The 22,590-nt window shown below is 54.2% G+C and carries 16 protein-coding genes and 2 tRNA genes; 16 read left to right on the top strand and 2 right to left on the bottom strand.

Features of this window, described 5'->3' with window-relative positions; translation table 11 throughout:
• Window positions 1-13: 13 nt before the first annotated feature.
• Both larA and GX030_04695 read right to left on the bottom strand, forming a co-directional pair.
• Window positions 14-1,408, bottom strand: a complete 1,395-nt coding sequence (gene larA / locus GX030_04700) for a nickel-dependent lactate racemase (protein ID NLV91679.1) — start codon at window positions 1,406-1,408, stop codon at window positions 14-16.
• Between the two features lie 144 nt (window positions 1,409-1,552).
• The gene (locus tag GX030_04695; protein ID NLV91678.1) at window positions 1,553-4,006 is read right to left on the bottom strand and encodes a glycoside hydrolase family 2 protein; all 2,454 of its coding nucleotides are present in this window, start codon (window positions 4,004-4,006) and stop codon (window positions 1,553-1,555) included.
• Window positions 4,007-4,200: 194 nt separating this feature from the next.
• Between GX030_04695 and GX030_04690 the strand changes: the two genes are divergently transcribed.
• From GX030_04690 to rlmD, 16 genes are all read left to right on the top strand, one after another.
• Window positions 4,201-4,674: a hypothetical protein gene (locus tag GX030_04690; protein NLV91677.1), complete on the top strand. Its 474-nt coding sequence runs from the start codon at window positions 4,201-4,203 to the stop codon at window positions 4,672-4,674.
• 133 nt (window positions 4,675-4,807) lie between these two features.
• The gene (locus GX030_04685; GenBank protein NLV91676.1) at window positions 4,808-5,731 is read left to right on the top strand and encodes a hypothetical protein; all 924 of its coding nucleotides are present in this window, start codon (window positions 4,808-4,810) and stop codon (window positions 5,729-5,731) included.
• A gap of 12 nt (window positions 5,732-5,743) precedes the next feature.
• Window positions 5,744-6,244 carry a nitroreductase family protein gene (locus GX030_04680; GenBank protein ID NLV91675.1) on the top strand — a complete coding sequence of 167 codons (501 nt, stop codon included), beginning with the start codon at window positions 5,744-5,746 and terminating at the stop codon, window positions 6,242-6,244.
• Window positions 6,245-6,334: 90 nt separating this feature from the next.
• A tRNA-Leu gene (locus GX030_04675) sits at window positions 6,335-6,420 on the top strand.
• A 3-nt stretch (window positions 6,421-6,423) separates the two neighbouring features.
• Window positions 6,424-6,499: transfer RNA gene (locus GX030_04670), tRNA-Gly, on the top strand.
• Between the two features lie 284 nt (window positions 6,500-6,783).
• A complete protein-coding gene (locus GX030_04665; GenBank protein ID NLV91674.1) occupies window positions 6,784-8,151 on the top strand; it encodes a trigger factor in 1,368 nt (455 codons plus the stop codon).
• Between the two features lie 172 nt (window positions 8,152-8,323).
• On the top strand, window positions 8,324-8,926 hold the full coding sequence (gene clpP, locus GX030_04660) for an ATP-dependent Clp endopeptidase proteolytic subunit ClpP (protein ID NLV91673.1): 603 nt from the start codon (window positions 8,324-8,326) through the stop codon (window positions 8,924-8,926).
• An 11-nt stretch (window positions 8,927-8,937) separates the two neighbouring features.
• A complete protein-coding gene (gene clpX, locus GX030_04655) occupies window positions 8,938-10,197 on the top strand; it encodes an ATP-dependent Clp protease ATP-binding subunit ClpX (GenBank protein NLV91672.1) in 1,260 nt (419 codons plus the stop codon).
• Window positions 10,198-10,433: 236 nt separating this feature from the next.
• Window positions 10,434-12,116 carry an ATP-dependent protease LonB gene (gene lonB / locus GX030_04650; GenBank protein NLV91671.1) on the top strand — a complete coding sequence of 561 codons (1,683 nt, stop codon included), beginning with the start codon at window positions 10,434-10,436 and terminating at the stop codon, window positions 12,114-12,116.
• A gap of 233 nt (window positions 12,117-12,349) precedes the next feature.
• Window positions 12,350-14,764, top strand: a complete 2,415-nt coding sequence (gene lon / locus GX030_04645; protein NLV91670.1) for an endopeptidase La — start codon at window positions 12,350-12,352, stop codon at window positions 14,762-14,764.
• On the top strand, window positions 14,751-15,347 hold the full coding sequence (locus tag GX030_04640; protein ID NLV91669.1) for a YihA family ribosome biogenesis GTP-binding protein: 597 nt from the start codon (window positions 14,751-14,753) through the stop codon (window positions 15,345-15,347). Before lon ends, GX030_04640 begins: the two co-directional genes overlap by 14 nt.
• A gap of 104 nt (window positions 15,348-15,451) precedes the next feature.
• Complete coding sequence (glpK, locus tag GX030_04635; GenBank protein NLV91668.1) at window positions 15,452-16,942, top strand: glycerol kinase GlpK; 1,491 nt, start codon at window positions 15,452-15,454, stop codon at window positions 16,940-16,942.
• 122 nt (window positions 16,943-17,064) lie between these two features.
• Window positions 17,065-18,189 carry a hypothetical protein gene (locus GX030_04630; protein NLV91667.1) on the top strand — a complete coding sequence of 375 codons (1,125 nt, stop codon included), beginning with the start codon at window positions 17,065-17,067 and terminating at the stop codon, window positions 18,187-18,189.
• 154 nt (window positions 18,190-18,343) lie between these two features.
• Window positions 18,344-19,186, top strand: coding sequence for a TIM barrel protein (locus tag GX030_04625; protein ID NLV91666.1), 843 nt, complete (start codon window positions 18,344-18,346; stop codon window positions 19,184-19,186).
• Between the two features lie 202 nt (window positions 19,187-19,388).
• A complete protein-coding gene (gene ggt / locus GX030_04620; protein NLV91665.1) occupies window positions 19,389-20,954 on the top strand; it encodes a gamma-glutamyltransferase in 1,566 nt (521 codons plus the stop codon).
• 159 nt (window positions 20,955-21,113) lie between these two features.
• The gene (gene rlmD / locus GX030_04615) at window positions 21,114-22,499 is read left to right on the top strand and encodes a 23S rRNA (uracil(1939)-C(5))-methyltransferase RlmD (GenBank protein NLV91664.1); all 1,386 of its coding nucleotides are present in this window, start codon (window positions 21,114-21,116) and stop codon (window positions 22,497-22,499) included.
• The last annotated feature ends 91 nt before the right edge of the window (window positions 22,500-22,590 follow it).

Genomic DNA, 22,590 nt, shown 5'->3' with positions numbered 1-22,590 from the left:
ACTCTTCTGTGGCTTACTCTGCGGTCTTGGTGGTTACCGGAATTCCGTAGGGACCATCGGCTAGATAGGCGATGGTGGGTTCGGTGTTGTGTTTGGCGCGAAACTCTTGGACAGCCTCCGAAACCGCGGCAGAGATCACCTGGGGAATGTCCGCTGCGGTAGCGGAGTTAACTCGCTCCGGTGCGAGATAGCGATTGCCAGCAACCCCCGGAACAAAGGCATAATCCCGTTGGGTTAACTGTGGACTGTAGTAGACTAGGTGTTCCTGGGGTATCCGGTCAAAGACTCGGGCCCACATTTGGACCTGCCACTGCTCGGGGATAAAGGTCCAATCCGGTGATAGAATCAGCTGCTTAAACTTCTCGGCTCCCATCAGCTTAAGAAGGTGCAGTACCGTTCTGTACTGGGGACTGCCTACAGGATCAGGGTCGGTATTGTTGGCAGCGATAATCAGTTTGCCATTGGGTTTTAGGGCCGGTATCGACGCTACGGCAACCTTGGCCGCCTGATAGTGGTTAACCCCGACGAAACCGGCATGGGTAACTACAATGTCATAGGGCTTGGCAATGGGTATGGAAACGTATCCAAATACCCTTTCGAAGGCCTTTTGGTGGGCGGCCTCCAGTTCGCCAGCAAAGACACCGGTGAGGCGAAATTGGTGATCTAGGGTGACGTTAACAATATAATCGGCTCCTGCCATCTTCGCGACTTCTAAGGCTTCTTCGTGGCAGGGATTACCCTCCAGCACTAAGTCTCGAGCCTCGGGGGACGACAGCATCTCGGCGCCATGGAAAATATAGGTGCTGGCTTCACCGATTAGCCCAGGACAGATGGATTTGCGGCCCCCAGAGGCGCCGGCCATAAAGTGGCTTTCCACCAGACCCGTCAAGATCTTGATGTCGGCATTGAGATAGGTCTTATTAATGTAGACCTGGCTGCCTCGCTGGGTCTTGCCCAGGTAGGCGAGGTTGTCAGTATCCCGACAATCATGGTTAACCACAGCGATGTTGTGCTCAAAGACTCTGGGATCCAACATCTGCTTAAGCTCATCGAGGGTGTTGGGGCGATGGGTGCCCGTCGCGACTAACACCGTGATGGCCCCGGGATCAATTCCATGCTCCAAGAGCTTGGCGATGATGGGCCAGAGAATCCCCGCTGGTCCTGTATAGGGAACGGGTCGAGTGCTATCGGAGATGACGATGACAGCGGTAGGATTGGAGTGCTGCGCTAGCTTAGCGGCAATGAGCTCTTCTAAGCTGGGACTGTTGATGGAGTGGACCAATGCCTCTGCAATGGCTGCCTCGGGATCGGCCAACGTCTCTGGGGTAGACATGGACAACACTTCTGTTCCCGGTGGCAGTGCCAGTTCTAGGGTTTCTGTGCCCAGTGGCAGTGGATAACGATTCATGTGGATCTCCTACCCCTCTATAGAAATCTAGTTGTATCGTTCTTCTGACAAATCCCGTTTTTATCCTGCTTAGGCAAACAAAGAAAAACCCGTTGGCGGAAATCTCCAACGGGGTAGGCAATACCGACGGACATCGTCGATGGATTATCTGTAAGTAGCTCTCAGGTGCTTAATTTGCAGGGCCCTTTCCACCTCTTCCGGGGTTACCGGTTCCTTTGGCCGGAAGGTGATGGTGCGGGCTTGGCCGGGCACCAAGGTGAAGAAGTTGTCGTCAAACTCACCGGCGATGCCTGAGACATTGGCAGTAACGAAGAATGCTGGTTTGTCCGTAGTCAATGTCACAGCAATCCCACCATCGTCCCCGGCTTCAACCTGGGAGGTAATCTGGGCTGTCGACAGTTCACACCGCTTGTATTCAGTAAAGAAGTGACTGGTGTGGTTGGTGTCGCCCTCGGCATTAACCTGGGCCAGCATAAACCCGGTACGCTTGTCATCGACGAGTTCATCGACCCGGTATTTCTTGACCAAGGTAGAACCGCCGGCTGGTACCGTAACGTTGAACCTTTCCTCCTTCAAGGTGGAACCGGCAAAGTCCATCACCTGTAGAAAGACCTCGGCAGTTTTTGTCCGATGGCGGTCACTGACCACCCAGACCTCCACTTCATCCTCCCGGTTCTGGTAGATGCTGACTAGGACCGGTCCATAGGAGCGTTTCATTTGGTAGTGAAGTAACTTCCATTTGCCCCCATATTCCAGAGAGGACCAGGAACACACCGGCCAGTTATCGTTGAGCTGCCAGTAGAGGGTGCCCATACAGGTGGGCTGTAAATGTCTCCAGTACTCAACCCCCGTCTTAATGGCCAGGGCCTGTTGAACTTGGCTGAGGTAGACGAAGTTGTCAAATCCCTCGGGGACTCGGAAGTAGCGGGTCATCATTTCCGTAATTTTGGAGTTACCCGCGGGGTTGCGCTGGTGATGTTCCATAATCGGAGCGGTAACATTGAATTGATCCTCCGGTGCATAGGTAGCAATGGTGTCCAAAGATGGAAATGACTGATAGCCAAACTCCGAACAGAAGCGGGGAACTACATCATAATAGGCATCGAAGGAAGCGTTCTCATGCCACACTGTCCAGTAGTGCATGTCGCCTCGGGAATCATCGTGCCAGTTATCGGAATAGTCTCCCCGTCCGCCACAGGGAGAACTGGGCCAGAAAACCCGGGTTGGATCGGCTTCATCTACCGCGGAGCCCACGGCCCCCTCGCACCAGCGGTCATAGTCCACTAAGTAGCGGTCCCGATTAGCCCGAGATGCATCGTACCAGGTCAGAGCCCCGAGACACTCGTTGTTTCCACACCACAGTGCGATACAGGGGTGATCCCTGAGGGTTTTGACCTGATGGAGCACTTCTTTGTGGATGCTATCCAGGAAGTCGGGAGTGGCCGGGTAGGTGGCACAGGAAAACATCATATCCTGCCACACCAGCAATCCCTTTTCATCGCAGAGTTCGTAGAAGTCCGGTAGTTCGTACTGGCCTCCGCCCCAGACTCGAATCATGTTCATGTTGGCAGCAACGGCACTGGAGAGGAGATCGTCGTAGACCTCTCTGGTCTGACGCTGAGGCAGGGCATCAACGGGAATCCAGTTGGCGCCCTTGGCGAAGATATCGATACCGTTGACCCGGAATCTAAAGGATAGACCAATATCGTCTTCTTCGGTGACCAGCTGCAGGTCTCTAAGCCCGATCCTCTTGGTCACTTTGTCCCCGGCAATTTCCACCCCCAGATCATATAGGGGTTGACTGCCATGGCCGTTGGGCCACCAAAGTTGGGGATTATCGACGGTAACCGATAGGGTGACCCGATTGAACCCCGGTTGCAGGGTCACCGGTTTGCTTTCCGTCAGGTCACCGAGGTGCACCACCAGCTGGGTGTCGCCCCCGCGGGGAGACTCCACTTCCGCGGTGACATCGACGACGCACCGGTTAGGGGAGTGGTGCTGCTGGGTGTAAACATATTCAATTCGCCCCAGGGAGGTGGCTCCCAGGTAGATATCTCCGTATATGCCGGCAACCATCAAACAAATACCCCAGTCCCAGCCGGCATGGCAGGGTACCTTCCGAATCAAATTGATGTGGGGAGACTGGACCGGGTAAATGCTGTGGGGAATCTCGTAGGGTAACTCCTTGCTCCTGGCAATGGCGGTGTTTTCCGCCGACCGAAACAGGATCGAGATTTCATTCTCTCCTGGCTGTAGGTAGTCCTTGACTTCGAAGCGGTAGCGTCGGAACATGTTGTCGGTCTTGCCTACTAAATGGCCGTTGATGGAGATCTCGGTAATGGTGTCGAGGCGGTCGCAGTTAAGGAAAACCGATTCCTCGGCCAAAATTTCCCGATCGACGGTGAAGGTGCGGGTGTAGATCCAGTCTTCCCGGCCCACCCACTGAACATCCATTTCGTTATCGGCCCAATAGGGATCGGGAATTTCCCCGGCCTCCAAGAGAGCGCTATGGGTATCTCCTGGCACCTGGGCAGGTACGTCAATCTCACCATTGACCTGCTGCAAGCGCCAAGTGCCCCTTAGGTCAATATGTTGCATATCCTTCCCTCCATAGAAAGTGGACTCGGGCCACAGCGGCACTGACCCTTAGTGTTAACATTTCTCCCGATGAACTGATTCATCCTTCCCTGCTGCGTATGACCCCTTTGGTGTCTGGGCAATCTAGTTGCGAGGTATAGATCTCCAGCCGGGAACAGGCCGGCGGGGAAGTAAACTCAAAGGGGGCTTATTGCTTGAGTACAGTTATAGGTACCTTCCAAAGTAGAGACGAAGCGGAACAGGCGGTAAATCAACTGAGGGATAGGGGATTTACCGAAGACGAGATTTCCATCGTCGCTAGGGACGAGGGTCGGACCGACGGCGGCGGTGAGATGGGAAATAACGCCGATGGTTCCACCGGTGCCACCTGGGGCGGGGTTCTCGGCGGTGCCGCTGGCCTCCTGGCGGGGATCGGCGCGATTACTATCCCGGGAATTGGCCCCATCGTGGCCGCGGGGCCCTTGGCAGCGGCTTTGACCGGTGCCGCCGGTGGTGGGTTGGCCGGTGGTCTCTTGGACATGGGGATTCCCAATGATCGCGGCGAGTACTATGAAGGTGAAGTGAAAAAGGGTCGGGTCCTTGCTGCCGTCGAGACCGACAGTGAAATGGTAGAAGAGGCGGCCCAAGTGTTGCGAGAATTCGGTGCCTCGGACGTAGAAGTGCATTAAAGCAGCGGCGCCCTAGGGGTGCTGGGGATTAGAACAGCGGGTGGAGGAAAATGCCTTCACCCGTTGTTAGTTTACCGGGGGAGAAGGATTTGATAGAATTTTGATTAAGTGGAGTAATGGGAGGGAAGCAGTGATGACCGCCAAACTGAAGGGAATATTATTAGCACTCATCCTAATTCTTCTTTTGGCCTTTGGTGTCTTTGCGACGGGAGGCGATTTTGTGGGGCGATGGGACCTGACGATCTTGACCGAGCGTTGGGGCATCCCACCGGGCAGCGGGATTTGGGAGCAGCTAGATCCCACCGGTCCCCGTTATCAACTAGTGGATGTGCCCCATCCCGGGTGGTTGTATCCCCCAAAGGAGCGGGAGGAGATGATGTTTCCCCAGGTGATTACACCGGGGATGGTTGACCTGCAGGAGGGTCTTATTCTGCCGGTCCAAGGGGAAGTCGAAGGTGGAGAAGGGCAAGCCGCTCCTGGTTTACTATCCCAGCGTCCTGACCTCGGTGAGCTGAGAAATCCCCTTTGGCCGGATCTTGTGGGATTGACCTGGAAATACACCGGTCATGGATCGGAGTACGCCGCCTTTACCAGTCGCGTGGTTTATCGGGACCAGGAAATGGTCCAGGTGGCCATTGATAACAGCGGAACCACAACGGCTGTGGTCTATGAAGTTGAACCCCATCGGGTCACCAAATGGTACTGGCAGGAAGGATTTGATGGCGAGGAAAACCTGCTGGTGACGACACCTTGGGTGACGATGCCCCAGTGGCTGGGCCGGCAACAAGTGGTGCTGTGGGCTCCCTTTCAAGTGGGCGACAGCTGGCAAAGCGGCGATGCTAAGGACGAGATAGTAATCGTTGAGTCTGTCGACGATGAGGTCGAGGTTCCCGCCGGGCGTTTTACCGAGGTAGTTCGACTGCGGATTCAGCGGGAGGGAAGGGAAGATTCACTGGAGTTCTATGCCCCCGGGGTAGGATTGATCAAGCAGGTGCATGGCTCGGAGGATCCCATCGTTTCCGAATTGACGGAGTTTGGCTTTGGTATTGAGGATTAAGGGGGAAGGGAAATGGAGTTCATTTTGACCCGACGGAGTATTCGCAAGTACACCGCTGAACCGGTGGCGCCAGAGGATGTTGAGGATCTGCTGAGGGCGGCAATGAGTGCCCCTTCAGCCCGCAATGAGCAGCCTTGGCATTTTATTGTTATCACGGAGCAGGAGGTCAAAGAGGCTCTCATGGAGATGCATCCCTACGCCAAGATGCTGGTGGAGGCGCCCGTGGCCATTTTGGTGTGCGGAGACAAAACCCTAGAGACCTCTCCCGGCTATTGGATGATCGATTGCTCTGCTGCTACCCAAAATATTCTCTTGGCGGCCCACAGCAAGGGGTTGGGGGCAGTGTGGTTGGGAGTGTATCCCCGCCAGGAGCGGATGGAGCCCTTTGCCAAGTTAATGGGCCTTCCCGAACACGTCATCCCCTTTAGCTTGGTGGCCCTGGGACATCCAGCCGAGGAGAAGCCGCCGGCGGATCGCTTTAATCCCGAGCGGATCCGATACAATCGCTGGTAGATTGAAATGTCACAATACTCTTTCCTGGATTTGGAGACAAATTAGGTGTTGAAATACCCCGGGGGTTTATGTTATACTCTGTATTGCGATGCGGGCGTGGCGGAATTGGCAGACGCGCTAGACTTAGGATCTAGTGAGGTTACCTCGTGGGAGTTCAAGTCTCTTCGCCCGCACCATCTGCGGTAGTAGCTCAGTTGGTAGAGCGCAACCTTGCCAAGGTTGAGGTCGCGAGTTCGAGACTCGTCTACCGCTCCAATCAAAGGGGCCAGGGAGTTTTTCTCCTGGCCCTTATCGCTTTTTGGCGGGTTTGTCAGGGAAGTGCTGCCGACGGCAGGACTTGGAGTTTTTCGCGCCGAAATCACAGAATAAATCCTTGAGCTATAGGAAAAGCTTTGTTTGATTATGGGAATTTTTGGCTATGTATCCTTGAGACAAGCATAGTTGAGAACAAGCATAGTTATAGTTATTAAGGATAGATCAAATGTAGTTGACCCTAGTAGGCTAGAATGTCGTGGAAGGGCGAGAAGGGAGTTTAGGCTTTGGTTAAGGCTAAAGTAGAGAGCAAAGAAAATAGTCGTGTCGTATTGGAAATTGAGGTTCCGGCGGAGGACTTCGCAGCTGCCGTTCAGCAGGCTTACCAGAAGATGGCACCGTCCATTCAAATCCCTGGTTTCCGCCGCGGAAAGGCACCAAGGCAGCTAATTGAGGCAAGATATGGAAGGGAAATCTTTTACGAAGACGCCCTAGAGATTGCCGTCCCCAAGGCTTATCTGGAGGCTATCGAAGAGATGGGAATTGACCCCATTGATCGCCCTGACATCGATATCGTCAGCATGGGAGACGACGAACCTTTGGTGTTCAAGGCTGAGGTTACGGTGATGCCCGAGGTGACCCTAGGACAGTACAAGGGCCTGGAGGTAACCAAGAATATCTATCCCGTTCAGGACCACCAAGTAGAGGCGCAGCTGGAAGCGATGCGGGAGCGCATGGCTGAATTGGTGGCAGTAGAGGACCGGGATGTAGTTGAAATGGGTGACTTTGCTACCATCGATTTCACCGGTTACATAGATGGGGAACCCTTCCCCGGTGGGGCTGCTACCGGTTATCAGCTGGAAATCGGCAGCGGGCAATTCATCCCCGGGTTTGAAGAACAACTGGTTGGGGCAAAGACCGGTAGCGAGGTTGAGATCAACGTCACCTTACCAGAAAATTACGAGCCGTCTTTAGCAGGGAAGGAAGCAGTCTTTAAGGTAAAGATTGATGAGCTCAAGGTCAAGCGATTGCCGGAACTCGATGATGAGTTTGCCAAGGATGTCAGTGAGGAAACCGATACCCTGGAGGCACTGAAGGCCAGTATCAGGAAGAACCTCGAGGCCGAGGCAGAGGAAAGGTCCAACGCCCAAGTGCGCAATGACCTAGTGGATCAGGCTGCGACCAACGCCGAGGTGGAAATCCCCGAGGTACTCATCGAAAGGGAAGCAGAAAACCAGGTGGCGGAATTTCAGCAGATGCTGGCCTATCAAGGGATGACCCTGGATATGTACCTTGAGCATACCGGACAGACACGGGAACAGCTGCGGGAGCAATTCACCCCTCAGGCAACGGTTCGAGTCAGGAATGGTTTGGTACTAGAGGCCATTGCTGAGGCCGAGGGACTGGAAGTGACTGAGGAGGAAATCGACGCCAAAATCGATGAATATGTCAAAGATATGCCCGAGCCGGAAAAGGCCAGGGAGAGATATCAGGGCTTCCGGGAGAATATCAAGAATAATCTCCTGACCACAAAGACCATCGATTTCCTTGTAGAGTCGGCAAAGATTACCGAGGTAGAGGTTGAAGCCGATAGCAGCCAAGGCGCCGAGGAGACAGGGCCCGAGGTCGAGGCAGAGGTTACCGAAGAGGAGTAATGGCCGGTAACCAGCAGCGCAGGCCAAGAACCGCAATGTGTAACGATAGTTTCGATGGGGAACATATAGAGTGCCTGTCAACACGGAGGTTGGTCCCAGCAGTTGAGTGGCAATGGTGTCACTGTAACGCCGTTGACAGAATGCATATACTGAAGGGAAGGAAGGGTAATCTATGAGCACGCTTGTTCCGATGGTTGTCGAACAGACAAATCGTGGGGAAAGGGCCTATGATATCTATTCCCGGCTGCTAAAGGATCGGATTATATTCCTGGGTGGTCCCATTAATGACCACGTTGCCAATTTGGTTATTGCTCAGATGTTACACCTGGAATCGGAAGATCCAGACAAAGATATTAACCTGTATATCAACAGCCCCGGTGGTGTAGTCTATTCTGGCTTGGCCATTTACGACACAATGCAGTACATTAAGCCCGATGTGACTACCATTTGTGTGGGGATGGCTGCCAGTATGGCGGCGCTTCTCCTGACTGCCGGGACCAAGGGAAAACGCTTTGCTTTGCCCTACTCCCGGATTATGATTCATCAACCCTTAGGCGGGGTTCAGGGGCAAGCGACAGAGATAGAAATCGAGGCTCGAGAGATCCTGCGACTAAAGCGGATTGGTAACGAGATCCTGCATAGGCATACTGGGCAACCGCTGGAGAGAATAGAACGTGATGTAGAACGCAACTACTACATGTCGTCGGACGAGGCAGTAGACTATGGGCTGATCGATGGCGTCTTGCGACATCCCCGTGAGCTCGAGTCGAAGTAAGAGGTGATATGATGTTCAATTTTGGCGATGAAAAGGGCCAACTGAAGTGTTCCTTCTGCGGCAAAGCCCAAGACCAGGTAAAAAAGCTCATCGCAGGCCCGGGGGTCTACATCTGCGATGAGTGCATAGAGCTCTGCAATGAAATCATTGAGGAAGAGCTAGGCGAAGAAACTGAAACCGAGTGGGGAGCCGTACCAAAGCCTCATGAGATCAAGGCAACACTGGATGAGTATGTGATTGGCCAAGAGAAGGCAAAGAAAGCCCTCTCCGTTGCTGTGTATAACCATTACAAGAGAGTTAACGCCAACGTCAAGGATGACGATGTTGAACTCCAGAAAAGCAACGTCCTGTTGTTAGGTCCTACGGGTTGTGGTAAGACTCTTTTGGCAGAAACCTTGGCCAAGATTCTCAACGTGCCCTTTGCCATCGCTGACGCAACCTCCTTAACGGAAGCGGGCTATGTGGGAGAGGATGTGGAGAACATTCTCTTGAAACTGATTCAGGCCGCGGACTACGATGTCGAAAAGGCGGAAAGAGGAATCGTCTACATCGATGAAATCGACAAGATTGCCCGCAAGTCGGAAAATCCGTCGATCACCAGAGATGTCTCCGGGGAAGGCGTGCAGCAAGCGCTACTGAAGATCTTGGAGGGCACGGTGGCCAGTGTGCCCCCGCAGGGTGGGCGCAAGCATCCTCATCAGGAGTTCATACAGATAGATACTTCCAACATTCTCTTTATCTGCGGTGGGGCCTTCGATGGCCTGGATAAGATTATTGAACGCCGCACCGGTGAAAAGGTTATCGGTTTTGGTGCCGATATCAAGACCGTTCAGGAGAAAAATATCGGAGATCTCCTGCGGATGATTATGCCGGAGGATCTGCTGAAGTATGGGCTGATACCGGAATTTGTCGGTCGAATGCCAATTATCGTGGCCCTTGATGCCCTCGATGAAGCAGCCTTGGTGAGAATTCTCAAGGAGCCCCGTAATGCTCTAGTGAAGCAGTATACCAAGATGTTTGAACTAGACGGGGTAGAGATCGAATTCACCGATTCCGCGCTGGAAGCCGTGGCCCGCAAGGCTACGGAGCGAAAGACCGGGGCCCGGGGACTGCGAGCGATCCTCGAGGAAGTAATGTTGGATCTGATGTACGATATTCCCGCGGATGAAAGCATCGTCGGCTGTACAATTACCGGTGAGGTAATTGAGGGACGAGGGGCGCCGGAGCTGCGGCGAGTCAGTAAGGACGTTGACAAAGAGGAAAGTGCGTAAGGACGGAGCCCTTGCGCCGACTATAGTCAGGCCTTAGTGAAATATCTGTGCACCGGATTCGCCGGTTGTACATTAGTGTTCTAGGATAGGCGGTAAATCCTACAGGCGTAGGATTGCCGCCTATTTTTGCTTTCTGTTCCGCCGGTTAAAAGCGGTAATGTCCGTCAATACTAAAATCAGTCTGCCACAGTCTCCTTTCGTGGCGGCAAAACCGGCAGGGCAGGTGATTGTCAACAATGACAGGTGTATTGGGGTTAATCAATCTGTTTTTCGCCATCGTGATCGGGCTGTACTTCTGGAATTTGCTGAGGCAGCAGCAAACCAGCAAGACCGCGGTGGACCGGGAGTCCCGGAAGGAGATGGAGAAGCTGCAAAGGCTACGCAACATCGCCCTCAGTGAGCCCTTGTCAGAAAAAACCCGGCCGGCCAGCCTCGATGACATCATTGGGCAAGAGGATGGTCTCAAGGCATTGCGCGCTGCCTTGTGTGGTCCTAACCCCCAGCATGTCCTTATCTACGGTCCCCCCGGTGTCGGTAAAACGGCAGCGGCCCGAGTGGTCTTGGAGGAGGCAAAGAAGAATAAGCTGTCTCCTTTTAGTGAATCGGCCAAGTTTGTCGAGGTGGATGCCACCACCGCTCGCTTTGACGATCGGGGGATTGCCGATCCCCTTTTAGGTTCCGTGCATGATCCCATCTACCAAGGGGCCGGTCCTTTGGGTATTGCTGGGATTCCCCAGCCCAAGCCTGGGGCCGTTACCAAGGCCCACGGTGGTGTGCTGTTTATCGATGAGATTGGGGAACTGCACCCCATCCAGATGAACAAGCTCCTGAAGGTTTTGGAGGACCGCAAGGTGTTTCTCGAAAGCGCCTACTACAGCAGCGAAGACAGCAATATCCCCCAACATATCCATGAGATCTTCCAGAGCGGCTTACCGGCGGATTTTAGACTGGTAGGTGCCACTACCCGGATGCCCCACGAGATTCCTCCTGCCATTCGCTCCCGTTGCTTGGAAGTGTTCTTCCGAGCCTTGACTCCCGAGGAAGTGGCAACGGTAGCGAGAAATGCCGTCAAGAAGATGAACTTTGCCGCCGATGATGAGGCCATCGAGGTAATCAAACAGTATGCCAGTAACGGTCGGGAAGCCGTGAATATCGTCCAAATCTGTGCGGGAATTGCCCAGTCCGAGGGCCGGGAGGCCATTGCCAAGAGGGATGTGGAGTGGGTGGTGAGCAGCGGACAATACACTCCCCGCTCCGATCGCAAGGTGGGGGCCACTCCCCAAGTGGGCGTGGTCAACGCGTTGGCGGTCCACGGGCCCAATATGGGAGTAGTGATTGAAGTTGAGGCCACGGCCACGGCCGCCGAGCGCAACAACGGCAGGATTGTTGTCACTGGAATTATGGAAGAGGAAGAAATGGGAGCGGCGGGAAGAACACTGAGGCGCAAGAGCATGGCCAAGAGCTCCGCGGAGAATGTGTTGACCATCCTGCGCAACGAGTTTGGTCTGCGTCCCCAGGACTACGATATCCACATCAACTTTCCCGGTGGAATTCCCATCGATGGACCGTCGGCAGGGGTAAGTATGGTGACTGCGGTCTACTCAGCTCTGACGGGGATTCCGGTGAAATCCACGGTGGTGATGACCGGAGAAGTCTCCATCCGTGGGAAGGTCAGACCGGTGGGAGGTATTATTCCCAAGCTCAATGCAGCGGTGTTGGCCGGAGCTACCGAGGCTATCATTCCGGAAGGAAATTGGCAGCAATCAATGGAAGATATGCCCATAAGAGTACATCCCGTGGCTCAAGTGAGACAAGTGGTGGAATTAGCCCTGGCTACTGGATTGAACCGGGATCTGACCTTGGCGGATAAAGTGGCCGGTGCTCACGAAGTTCTCAGTGCCTCTCCGGCCTCTAATTAGTAGCCCTACAGCAATGGTGGGGATTAGATTGCTTTTTAGTGCCCGGTTTGCCGGGCCCTTTTTCATAACAAGGAGTAGCCCCGGAGGATTTCGGGTAAATCAAGTAGAGAGGATCCCAGCTATATTTGACAAAGTAGCTGTAATTATTTAGCATAGTTCCAGAGTATTAGTATCGTTGATAGTGCACGGGGGGTGCAGACATGGTTAACCAACCTAGTAACCCGATTGACTCGATGGACGAGAAAAAACTTCCCCTGTTGGCCTTGCGCGGCATGATCGTGTTTCCATATACAGTAACTCCTTTGGATGTCGGTAGAGAACGTTCCGTCCATGCCCTGGAAGAGGCGATGGTACAGGATCGTCTTATTGTGTTAGCTGCCCAGACGGAGGCTCGGATCGCCGACCCGGATCCGGAGGATTTGTTTCGGATTGGAACCTTGGCGGAGATCAAGCAGTTGCTGAAAATGCCTGAAGGTCAGCTCAAGGTATTAGTTGAAGGAATTCGCCGAGTCAAGATCGCAGACTTTGTCCAAGAGGATCCCTATTTCGAAGTAGTCGTGGAGGAGCTGCCAGAGGTGGCTCTACCCGAGACTGCGGAGGAGGATCCGGAGATCGAGGCCCTGATGCGTTCGGTCATCGATCATTTTTCCCAGTATGTGAAATTAAGCAAGAAATTGCCGGCGGAAGTGTTAATTGCCATTGAGGATATCGATGAGCCTGACCGCCTAGCCGATAACATTGCGGCTCAACTGTCCGTGGCCTTGGAGGTCAAGCAAAATCTCCTGTCCATCGTTGATCCCAGGGATCGTCTGGAGGAACTCTTGGTAGTTATTTCCAAGGAATTGGAGATTTTGGAACTGGAAAGGCGCATCCATCTGCGGGTTCGAAAGCAAATGGACAAATCCCAGAAGGAGTACTATCTGCGAGAGCAGATTAAGGCGATTCAGAAGGAATTGGGAGAGCATGATACCAGCTCTGAAGTCGACGAATACCGGGAGAAAATCCGCAAAGCCAAGATGCCCAAGGAGGCCCGGGAGAAAGCGGAATCGGAGTTGGCGCGGCTGCAGAGAATGCCTCCCATGGCTGCCGAGGCTGTGGTGGTGCGCAATTACCTGGACTGGTTGACGGGTTTGCCCTGGAATAAGAAAACCGAGGATCGCTTAGACGTCGAGGAAGCCGCTAGAATCCTCGATGAAGACCACTACGGTCTGGAGAAGGTAAAGGAACGGATCCTAGAGTTTCTGGCGGTGCGCCAGTTAACTAACCGAACTAAGGGGCCGATCCTCTGTCTCGTTGGACCGCCGGGAGTGGGAAAAACTTCCTTGGCGCAGTCCATCGCTCGCAGCATGCAGCGGAAATTTGTCCGGTTCTCCCTGGGAGGAGTGCGGGATGAAGCAGAGATTCGCGGTCACCGGCGGACCTATGTAGGAGCCCTGCCCGGTAAGGTGATTCAGTCCATCCGGAAGGCCGGTTCCAGCAATCCGGTGATTCTTCTCGATGAGATCGACAAGATGACCTCCGATTTCCGGGGAGATCCCAGCTCTGCTCTATTGGAGGTTTTGGATCCGGAACAAAACAGTAATTTTGGAGACCATTATCTGGAAGTCACCTATGACCTCAGTGATGTCTTCTTTATTACTACCGCCAACGTTCTCGCCAATATCCCGGCGCCCTTGCGGGATCGGATGGAGGTAATTTCCATTGCCGGGTATACCGACGAAGAGAAACTTGAGATCGCCAAGAGACATTTGATTCCAAAACAGACGGAGGCCCACGGCCTGAAAGAGGATCAAATCCAGATCTCCGACAACACCATCCTGAAATTAATCAGCGGCTATACTCGAGAGGCTGGAGTGCGTTCCCTAGAGCGGGCCATCGCCAGCGTGTGTCGTAAGGCGGCTCGAGAAGTAGTGCAGGGTCACAGCACACCGATTCGGGTGTCGGTCACTTCCTTGGAGTCGATGTTGGGTCGACCCCGGTACCACCGCAGTAAAGCAGAGACCGATCACAAGGTGGGAGTGGTTACCGGTTTGGCCTTTACCCAGTTCGGTGGAGATATTCTTTCCATAGAAATCACCGTTGTTCCCGGTAAAGGCAAGCTGATTCTCACTGGACAACTGGGGGACGTGATGAAGGAATCAGCCCAGGCAGCCTTCAGCTACATCCGCTCGATAGCAAAGCTTTTGGGAATTCCCGAGGATTTCCATGAGCACAACGATATCCACATCCATGTGCCCGAGGGTGCGGTTCCCAAGGATGGTCCCTCCGCGGGTATTGCCTTGACCACCGCACTGGCCTCAGCCTTGACCAACCGGCCGGTACGGGGAGATCTGGCTATGACCGGGGAAGTTACTTTGCGGGGACGGGTGCTGCCCATCGGCGGGGTGAAGGAGAAGATCCTGGCGGCTTACAGAGCCGATATCCGCAAGGTACTCCTTCCTAAGGAGAACGCTAAGGATCTAGAGGATGTGCCCAAGAACATCCAGCGACGGTTGAAGATTGAGCTGGTGGACACCATGGATGAGGTGCTGAGACACGCCCTGCTGCCACTGCCCAAAGTTGAGGCAGAGGAAAGGGAACCAAACTTAAGCTTCATTCCCAAGAATGAAGGCAATGGTTGGGTGGAGAGGCCCCATGAACCTCAATAAGGCTCGCTTTGAAATCAGTGCTGCCTCGGCCAGGGATTTTCCCAATGTTCCCTGGCCCGAGGTAGCCTTTGTCGGTCGCTCAAATGTGGGAAAATCCTCTTTCTTGAACACCATCACCGGACAGAAGAAGCTGGCCAAGATCAGCTCAACCCCAGGACGGACCAGAACCATTAACTTCTTTAATGTTGAGGACAAGGCTCATCTGGTGGATCTGCCGGGATACGGCTACGCCAAGGTTCCCAAGGCAATGAAGGAGCAGTGGGCACGGTTAATTGAGTCCTATTTACAGACCAGGGAACAGCTAAAGGCTGCGATCCTCTTAGTGGACATTCGGCATCCGCCGACTAAAGACGATGTCCTGATGGCCAATTGGTTTCAACACAGCCGAGCCCAGCCCATCGTCGTGGCCACCAAGGCAGATAAGCTGTCTCGGGGGCAGATTCCTCGGCACTTAGCTCAAGTGAAGAAGACTCTCCAGCTTGATTGTCCCTATATCGTTTTTTCTGCTCGTGACGGGCAGGGTAAGGCGGAGGCTGTTCGGATGATCACAGAAATGTTGCAAGGCTCTGGGGCAGCTCAATAATGGGCTGCCCTATTTTGTGCCTGGAGATTGGGAAGGAAATGGGCTCCCTATTGTGAATAGTGTCATGGGATATTTAGGCACAGGTCCTTTGGGAGGGCTAGCAGATGACATATGTATTGGCGCTGGATCAAGGTACCACCGGTAGCACTGCAATTCTCTTTGACCTCGAGGGGAGGCCGGTGGCCAAGGGGTATCAGGAGTTTCCCCAGTATTTCCCCCACGATGGATGGATTGAACATGATGCCAATGAAATCTGGGAGTCGGTGCTTCGGGCGACTTCCGAGGCTTTAGCCCAGGTAGATATCGATACCAGGGATATCGCCGCCATCGGGATTACCAACCAACGGGAAACCCTGGTGGCTTGGGATCGCAGTACCGGTCAACCTCTCTGCCGGGCCATTGTCTGGCAATGCCGCCGTACCGCGGACTATTGCCAGGAGCTGCGGCAGCTGGGACTGGAGACCGTTATTCGGGACAAGACCGGACTGATTATCGACCCCTATTTTTCCGGGACTAAGATGAGATGGATGTTGCAGGAGGTACCGGCTGTGGCCGAGGCTGCAGCCAAGGGGCACCTGTGTTTCGGCACCATTGACAGTTGGCTGATCTCCAGATTGACGGGAGGGGCGGTGCACGCCACCGACGTGTCCAATGCCTCCCGAACCATGGTGTATAACATCCATGAACAAAGATGGGATCCGGAGCTGTTAAAGCTCTTTGGTATTGCAGAGGACAGTCTACCGAGGGTGTTGCCCTCTGCTGGAGAGTTTGGGAAAACCTCGGGTAACTGGCTGTTTCCTGCGGGCATTCCCATTGCCGGAGTAGCCGGTGACCAGCAGGCGGCCCTCTTTGGACAGGGCTGTTTTGAGGTAGGTGCCACTAAGAGCACCTACGGTACGGGAGCCTTTCTCCTAATGAATACCGGAGAGATGGCAGCAACTAACACCCAGGGACTGTTGACCACCATTGCTTGGGCTTTGGGCGATGAGCCCCTGCAGTATGCGGTGGAAGGAAGTATTTTTGTAGCCGGTGCTGCCGTTCAGTGGCTGCGGGATAGCCTGGGACTGATTACCAGTGCCGCCGAGACGGAAGCTTTGGCTGCCGCGGTGTCGGATACGGGAGGCACCTACCTGGTACCGGCCTTTACCGGATTGGGAGCCCCCTATTGGGACCCCTATGCTCGGGGGATTTTCGCTGGAATCACCCGGGGTACTACCAAGAACCATCTAGTTAGGGCCACCTTGGAGTCCATTGCCTTTCAGACCAAGGACGTGGTGGAGTTGATGTGTTCCGAGACCGGGATAGCGGTGGACAAAATGAGAATCGATGGTGGTGCCTCGGCTAACAACTTCCTTGCGCAATTTCTCGCAGATATCCTCAATGTTACCGTGGAAAGGCCTGCGGTGACGGAGACCACCGCCCTGGGAGCGGCTTACTTAGCTGGGATTGGTTGCGGGTTGTGGACCAAGGCCGACCTTGTGGCCAAGCAGCAGATTGAGCAGCGTTTCACGCCAAAGATGGTGGAGGCAGAGCGCACAGCCCATTATCAGGGTTGGAAACAAGCCGTGGCTCTAGCTCTGGGTTGGGCCAAGTAAAGGGCAAATTCCAGAAGAACTGGGGAAAAGAGCATCCTTCGGGATGCTCTTTCATATATATTTGGTATCGGGTATTGAGCGGGCAAGGATGAGGACAGGGCGGCAAAGGGGAGGGATTTTCGATGCGCCGGAGCAAAAGACTCTTAGGTCTGCCGGTAATGGACGTGTCCATCGGTCAGGTGGTGGGCAGAGTTCGCCAGATAATCTTGGCACCCACGGAGCAGCGAGTGGCGGGCTTTGTCATTGGCGGTCGTTTTGGTAAGGATAAAGACGTGGTCCAATTTGCCGATGTCTTGAGTATGGGGGACGATGCCATTACCGTGGAAGGGTCTGCCGGGATTGTCAAGTTACAGGAGCTGCCCGAGTTAAAGAAACTCTTGGCTCTTTCCACCCAGTTATACGGTACCAGCATTATGACAACTATGGGTCAGCATTTGGGAATCGTGGAAGAGGTGTTGATCGCCAATGATGGCAGGATCACCCACTTAGTAACCTCTGGGGGTATCCTGCAGAATTTCGTCAAGGGAATAAAGGTGATCCCCTCGGAATATATCAAAGCTGTTGGGAAGGATGCTGTCATCGTGGCCGCGGATACGGTGGTATCCCACCTGGCGGAGATGGAGGCAGAACCCGATGCCGGTCAATCCACGGAGCTAGCACCACCGCCCGCCGAGTCCCAGCCAACGGAAGGCATTGGTTGGTGGCAGCGAATATTTGCCAGGGCTAGGCAAGACCGGGAGGCCCCCAGTGACCCGGAAGAGGATGAAAGCAGTCTGGCCCCCGTCGCTGATGGTACCGGCGAGCTCATCCCACCGGAGGATGACGATGCCCAGCAGCTGGAGAAAATGTGGTCAGGAACCCTAGCTCGGGCCAAAGAGGTTAATGACCGACTCAACACCAAGGTGATCTACCTGCCCAGGGACGCTTCAGAGGATCCGGAACAGGAATCTAGTGTCAGCCCCAAGCTTTCACTGTCCCATATCTGGGAACAGTGGCAGCAGCGCCTAGCCCAGTTAAAGGACGAGGTAGACACCAAGGGAACTCACTTCTTGCTGGGGAAGGCGGTGGCCACCAAGGTGGTTGACCGGGACGGCCAAGTGATTATCGAGGCTGGAGAGGTGATCACCTCCGACACCATTGCCGCCGGTAAAGAAGGCAACTGCCTGTATCAGTTGGCCCTGTCGGCAGCCATTAGAGACGTAGACGAGCGAGTCAGGGTCCTGCGGGAACGCTACCTGTCGCGGTAAGCTGGCAAGCTCTCAGACCCCGGCTTTCTGGCCGGTGTTTGGGAGCTTTGTCGATTGGGCAAAGGTAACAAAGGGACAAGCATTACTGGACAAGCTTTCCCTTTGGTAGGGCCATTGCTACCTACCGGAGGGATGTCGCAATAGGAGGCGTAACATGGGAAAACTAATCTTTGGAACAGCCGGCATACCCCTTTCCACTAAGCGGCGAAACAGCATCGAAGGTATTAAGCGCTTGGTGGAACTGGGGCTCGGTGCCATGGAGGTAGAATTTGTTCGGCGGGTATCGATGCAGGAAGAGACGGCTCGCAAAGTGGGAGCCTTTGCCAAGGAGCAGGGGATCGTCCTCACTGTCCATGCTCCCTATTATATTAACTTCAACTCCAAAGAGCCTGAGAAGGTAGCAGCCAGTCGCGAACGCCTAATCTTGGCTGCCACCCGAGGCCATCAGTTAGGGGCACGGGGGATAGTCTTTCATCCTGGATTTCGCCATGACGCCCCCGATAGGGTGGTCTATGACAACGTAAAGGAAAACCTGATCCGGGTGCGGGAGGAGTTGGATGCCGCGGGAATTGATACCATCCTGCGGATGGAAACTACCGGTGGTGTATCTCAATTCGGTACCTTTGAAGAAACCTTGGAGGTATGCAGCGAAATTCCCGGAGTCGAGCCTTGTATCGATTTTTCCCACCTGCATGCTCGGACCGGCGCCCTCAATTCGGCGGAGGAATTTGTGGCGATGCTAGATCGCATTCAGCAGGTTGGGGGACGGGAAGCCCTAGATAACATGCATATTCACCTTTCCGGGATTGAATATGGTGACAAGGGAGAAAGAAAACACCTTATCCTGGAGGAGTCGGACATGGAGTATAAGGCGCTCCTTCAAGCCCTGTGGGACTTTGATGTCGGTGGAGTGTTGATCTGTGAAAGCCCCAACATCGAGGGTGATGCTCTGCTTTTGGCCCAGACCTGGGAGGCTATCGCGCAGAATCAGGGTTAGACGGACCCGGCAGAAGGAAAGAATAGGATGCAAAGCTAATTATAAGGGATAGTACGGCGGTAGCCGGCAAGAAGGGGCAAAGCTGGACCTTGGTCCCGCAAATTGTCCCCGGTAGGGTGTACGGGCATTTTAGTCGAATGGAGGAATACAGTTGACATTTTTTTCATATTACCAACCCTATTCTTCACGCAGAAGCCCTGTGATGGGCAAGAATGGGGCAGTCGCCACCAGCCATCCCTTAGCGGCACAGGTGGGTCTTCAGATCCTGGCAGAGGGAGGCAATGCCATTGATGCCGCGGTGGCCACGGCGGCAGCCCTCACGGTCCTGGAGCCTACTTCCAACGGCCTCGGAAGCGATGCCTTTGCGATTGTGTGGGATGGTAAGAAGCTGCATGGATTGAACGCCTCGGGCCGCAGTCCCAAGGCATTGACCTACGAGGAGATGCTCAAGCATTCCGAGGAAGTAGACGGGAAACGGTCCATTCCGAAGTTTGGCTGGTTGCCGGTCACTACTCCAGGGGCAGTATCCGGGTGGGTGGAGTTGGTGGACAAGTTTGGCTCGATGCCCTTGTCCAAGCTGGTGGAGCCCGCGGCTAAATACGCCGAGGAGGGGCATCCCGTTCCTCCGGTAATCGCCCATTATTGGACCTTTTCCGAGAAGCGCTTCAAGGACAATGAAGAGTTCAAGGCTGTCTTCTTGCCCAATTCCCGGGCTGTAGGGCCGGGGGAAGTATTCAAGTGCCCGGAACAAGCTAGAACCCTACGGTTGATTGGTGAGTCCAACGGTGAAGCCTTCTATCGTGGTGAGCTGGCAGAGGCCATTGCCAACCATGCCGCCAATACCGGTGGATACTTGACCCGAGAGGATTTGGCCGAGCACAAGGCTGAGTGGGTAGAGCTTATTTCCACCAACTATCGTGGCTTTGATATCTGGGAAATCCCGCCCAATGGTCAGGGAATCGTCGCGTTGATGGCGCTGAATATCCTGGAGGGGTATGATCTATCCCGTATGCCCTTAACCTCGGCACAAAGATTGCATTTGGTCATTGAGGCGTTGAAACTGGCCTTTGCCGACGCCCATCGGTATGTGGCAGACCCCTCGGTGGAAAGGGTTCCGACCCAGGAGCTGCTGAGCAAAGAGTATGCCAAGTCTCGACGGGCTCTGATAGATCCCAACAGGGCGCTGAAGGGCGTAGAACCTGGAGATCCCTTGGGCGATACCGTTTATCTGTGCACAGCAGACAAGGAAGGGCGCATGGTGTCCTTCATTCAGTCCAACTATATGGGCTTTGGTTCCGGCATAGTCGTTCCCGGAACGGGAATCACCCTGCAGAATCGGGGATGCGGTTTCACTCTAGAAGAGGGTCATCCCAACGTATATGCGCCAAACAAACGTTCTTATCACACCATTATTCCCAGCTTCATCAGCAAGGACGGGGTACCCTTGGCAGCCTTTGGCGTCATGGGTGGGGACATGCAGCCCCAGGGACATGTGCAGGTGGCCAGCGGAATCATTGACTACGGTCTCAATCCCCAAGCGGCCCTCGATGCTCCCCGGGTGCGAGTGTTGGATAGTGGCGGCATAGACATTGAAAGCACCGTTAATCCCGAGGTTGTCCGGGAGCTGGCTAAGATGGGTCACGACATTAAGATGGTGGCTGAAATGGCAGGCTTCGGAGGCGGCCAGATGATCTGGCGAGATCCTGAGACGGGGGTATACGTCGCGGGAACGGAACCTCGCAAGGATGGGCAAGCGCTTGCCCTGTAGGGCAAGGTGCTTTGTAGAGCAGGGTCATCGGACTAGCAGCGCCGAGGATTCGTTGCTGGATACAAGTGGTTGAGTGCAGAGGCAGGCTGGACCCTAGGGTTTGGCTTGCCTTTTCTCTTGACATACTAGAGGCTAGAGAAGCGGACGGAAGGTGGATTTATGGCAACCAAGGGTAAAACTAAACCGGTCAAAATCGGTGGACAGTACCAGGTGGAGATCACGGGACTGGGTCATTCTGGGGAGGGCGTGGCCCGAATCGATAACTTTACTGTATTTGTTGACGGTGGTCTTCCCGGTGATAGTGCAGTGGTGACGGTAACCGATGTGAGAAAAAACTATGGACGGGCAAAGCTGGTCGACGTCGAAAGCCCCTCTGCGGGACGCATCACACCGGCCTGTCCGGTACATGACACTTGTGGCGGCTGCCAGTTTCAGGCCTTTAATTACCAACACCAACTGGAGTGGAAACGGCAGCGGGTAATCGATGAGTTGACCCGTATCGGTGGATTGCCCCAGGTAGCGGTGGAGCCGGTCCTAGGAATGGAGAATCCCTACGGATATCGAAACAAAAGTCAATATCCCGTCACTAAAGATTTCCTGGGAAATATTATTCTAGGATTTTATCAACGGGGAACACATAAAGTGGTAAGATCCCCCATCGGGTGTCTGAACGACCACCCGCTGAACGTCAAGGCGATCCGGGCCGTGGAGACTCTGCTCAATGACCTGCAGGCCTCGGTCTATGACGAGGGGACGGGTAAGGGATTGTTTCGCCATGTGGTGGCCAGAACCAGTGCTGCAACCCAGGAGGTAATGGTGGTGCTGGTAACCAATGGTGAAGAGATTCCCCGACTGGAAGAGATCATTACGGGACTACAGGCCACGGTGCCGGAAATGGTCAGTCTCAACCAGAATATCAATACCGAGAATACCAACGTGATCTTCGGACCCAAGACAAAGCTGCTGTGGGGAAAGCCCACCATCGAGGATTGGATTGGAGGTTTGCGGTTTCAGATCTCGCCCCGGTCCTTCTTTCAGGTTAATCCCACTCAAACCCAGGTTCTTTATCGGGTTGCCAAGGAATTTGCCGGACTGACGGGGAAAGAACGGGTCGTCGATGGGTACTGCGGCATCGGTACAATTGCTTTGTATGTGGCAGATAAGGCAAGCCAAGTGATTGGAATTGAAAACGTCCCCGAAGCCATCGCGGATGCGAAGGAGAACGCCGTCGCTAATGGTATCGACAACGTGGAATTCTTTGCCGATCAGGTTGAAGACCGTCTGCCTCAGCTGATTGCGGCGGGAAAGGAACCCGATGTGGTCATCTTAGATCCTCCCCGCAGGGGAGTAGATACCCGTGCCCTGGACGCCCTGGTGGCCGCTAAAGTCCCGCGGATTGTCTATGTGTCCTGCAACCCCAGTTCCTTAGCTAGGGACCTCGGCTACTTGCATTCCCATGGTTACCAAGTACTTCAGGTTCAGCCGGTGGATATGTTTCCCCATACAGCACATGTGGAGTGCGTCACATTGATGTCGCGGCTGTAAGCCTTTATTTAAGCGGATTTCCGAATTTGCATCAAAGTTGTCTACTCGACCTGAAGGGCTAAAATGCGTACACGGAAACATATCGACGATT

This window comes from Bacillota bacterium (genome assembly GCA_012727955.1).
Classification (GTDB): domain Bacteria; phylum Bacillota; class Limnochordia; order DTU087; family JAAYGB01; genus JAAYGB01.
Note: the sequence above shows the minus strand (reverse complement) of the source record. Positions and strands in the feature narration are given on the sequence as shown.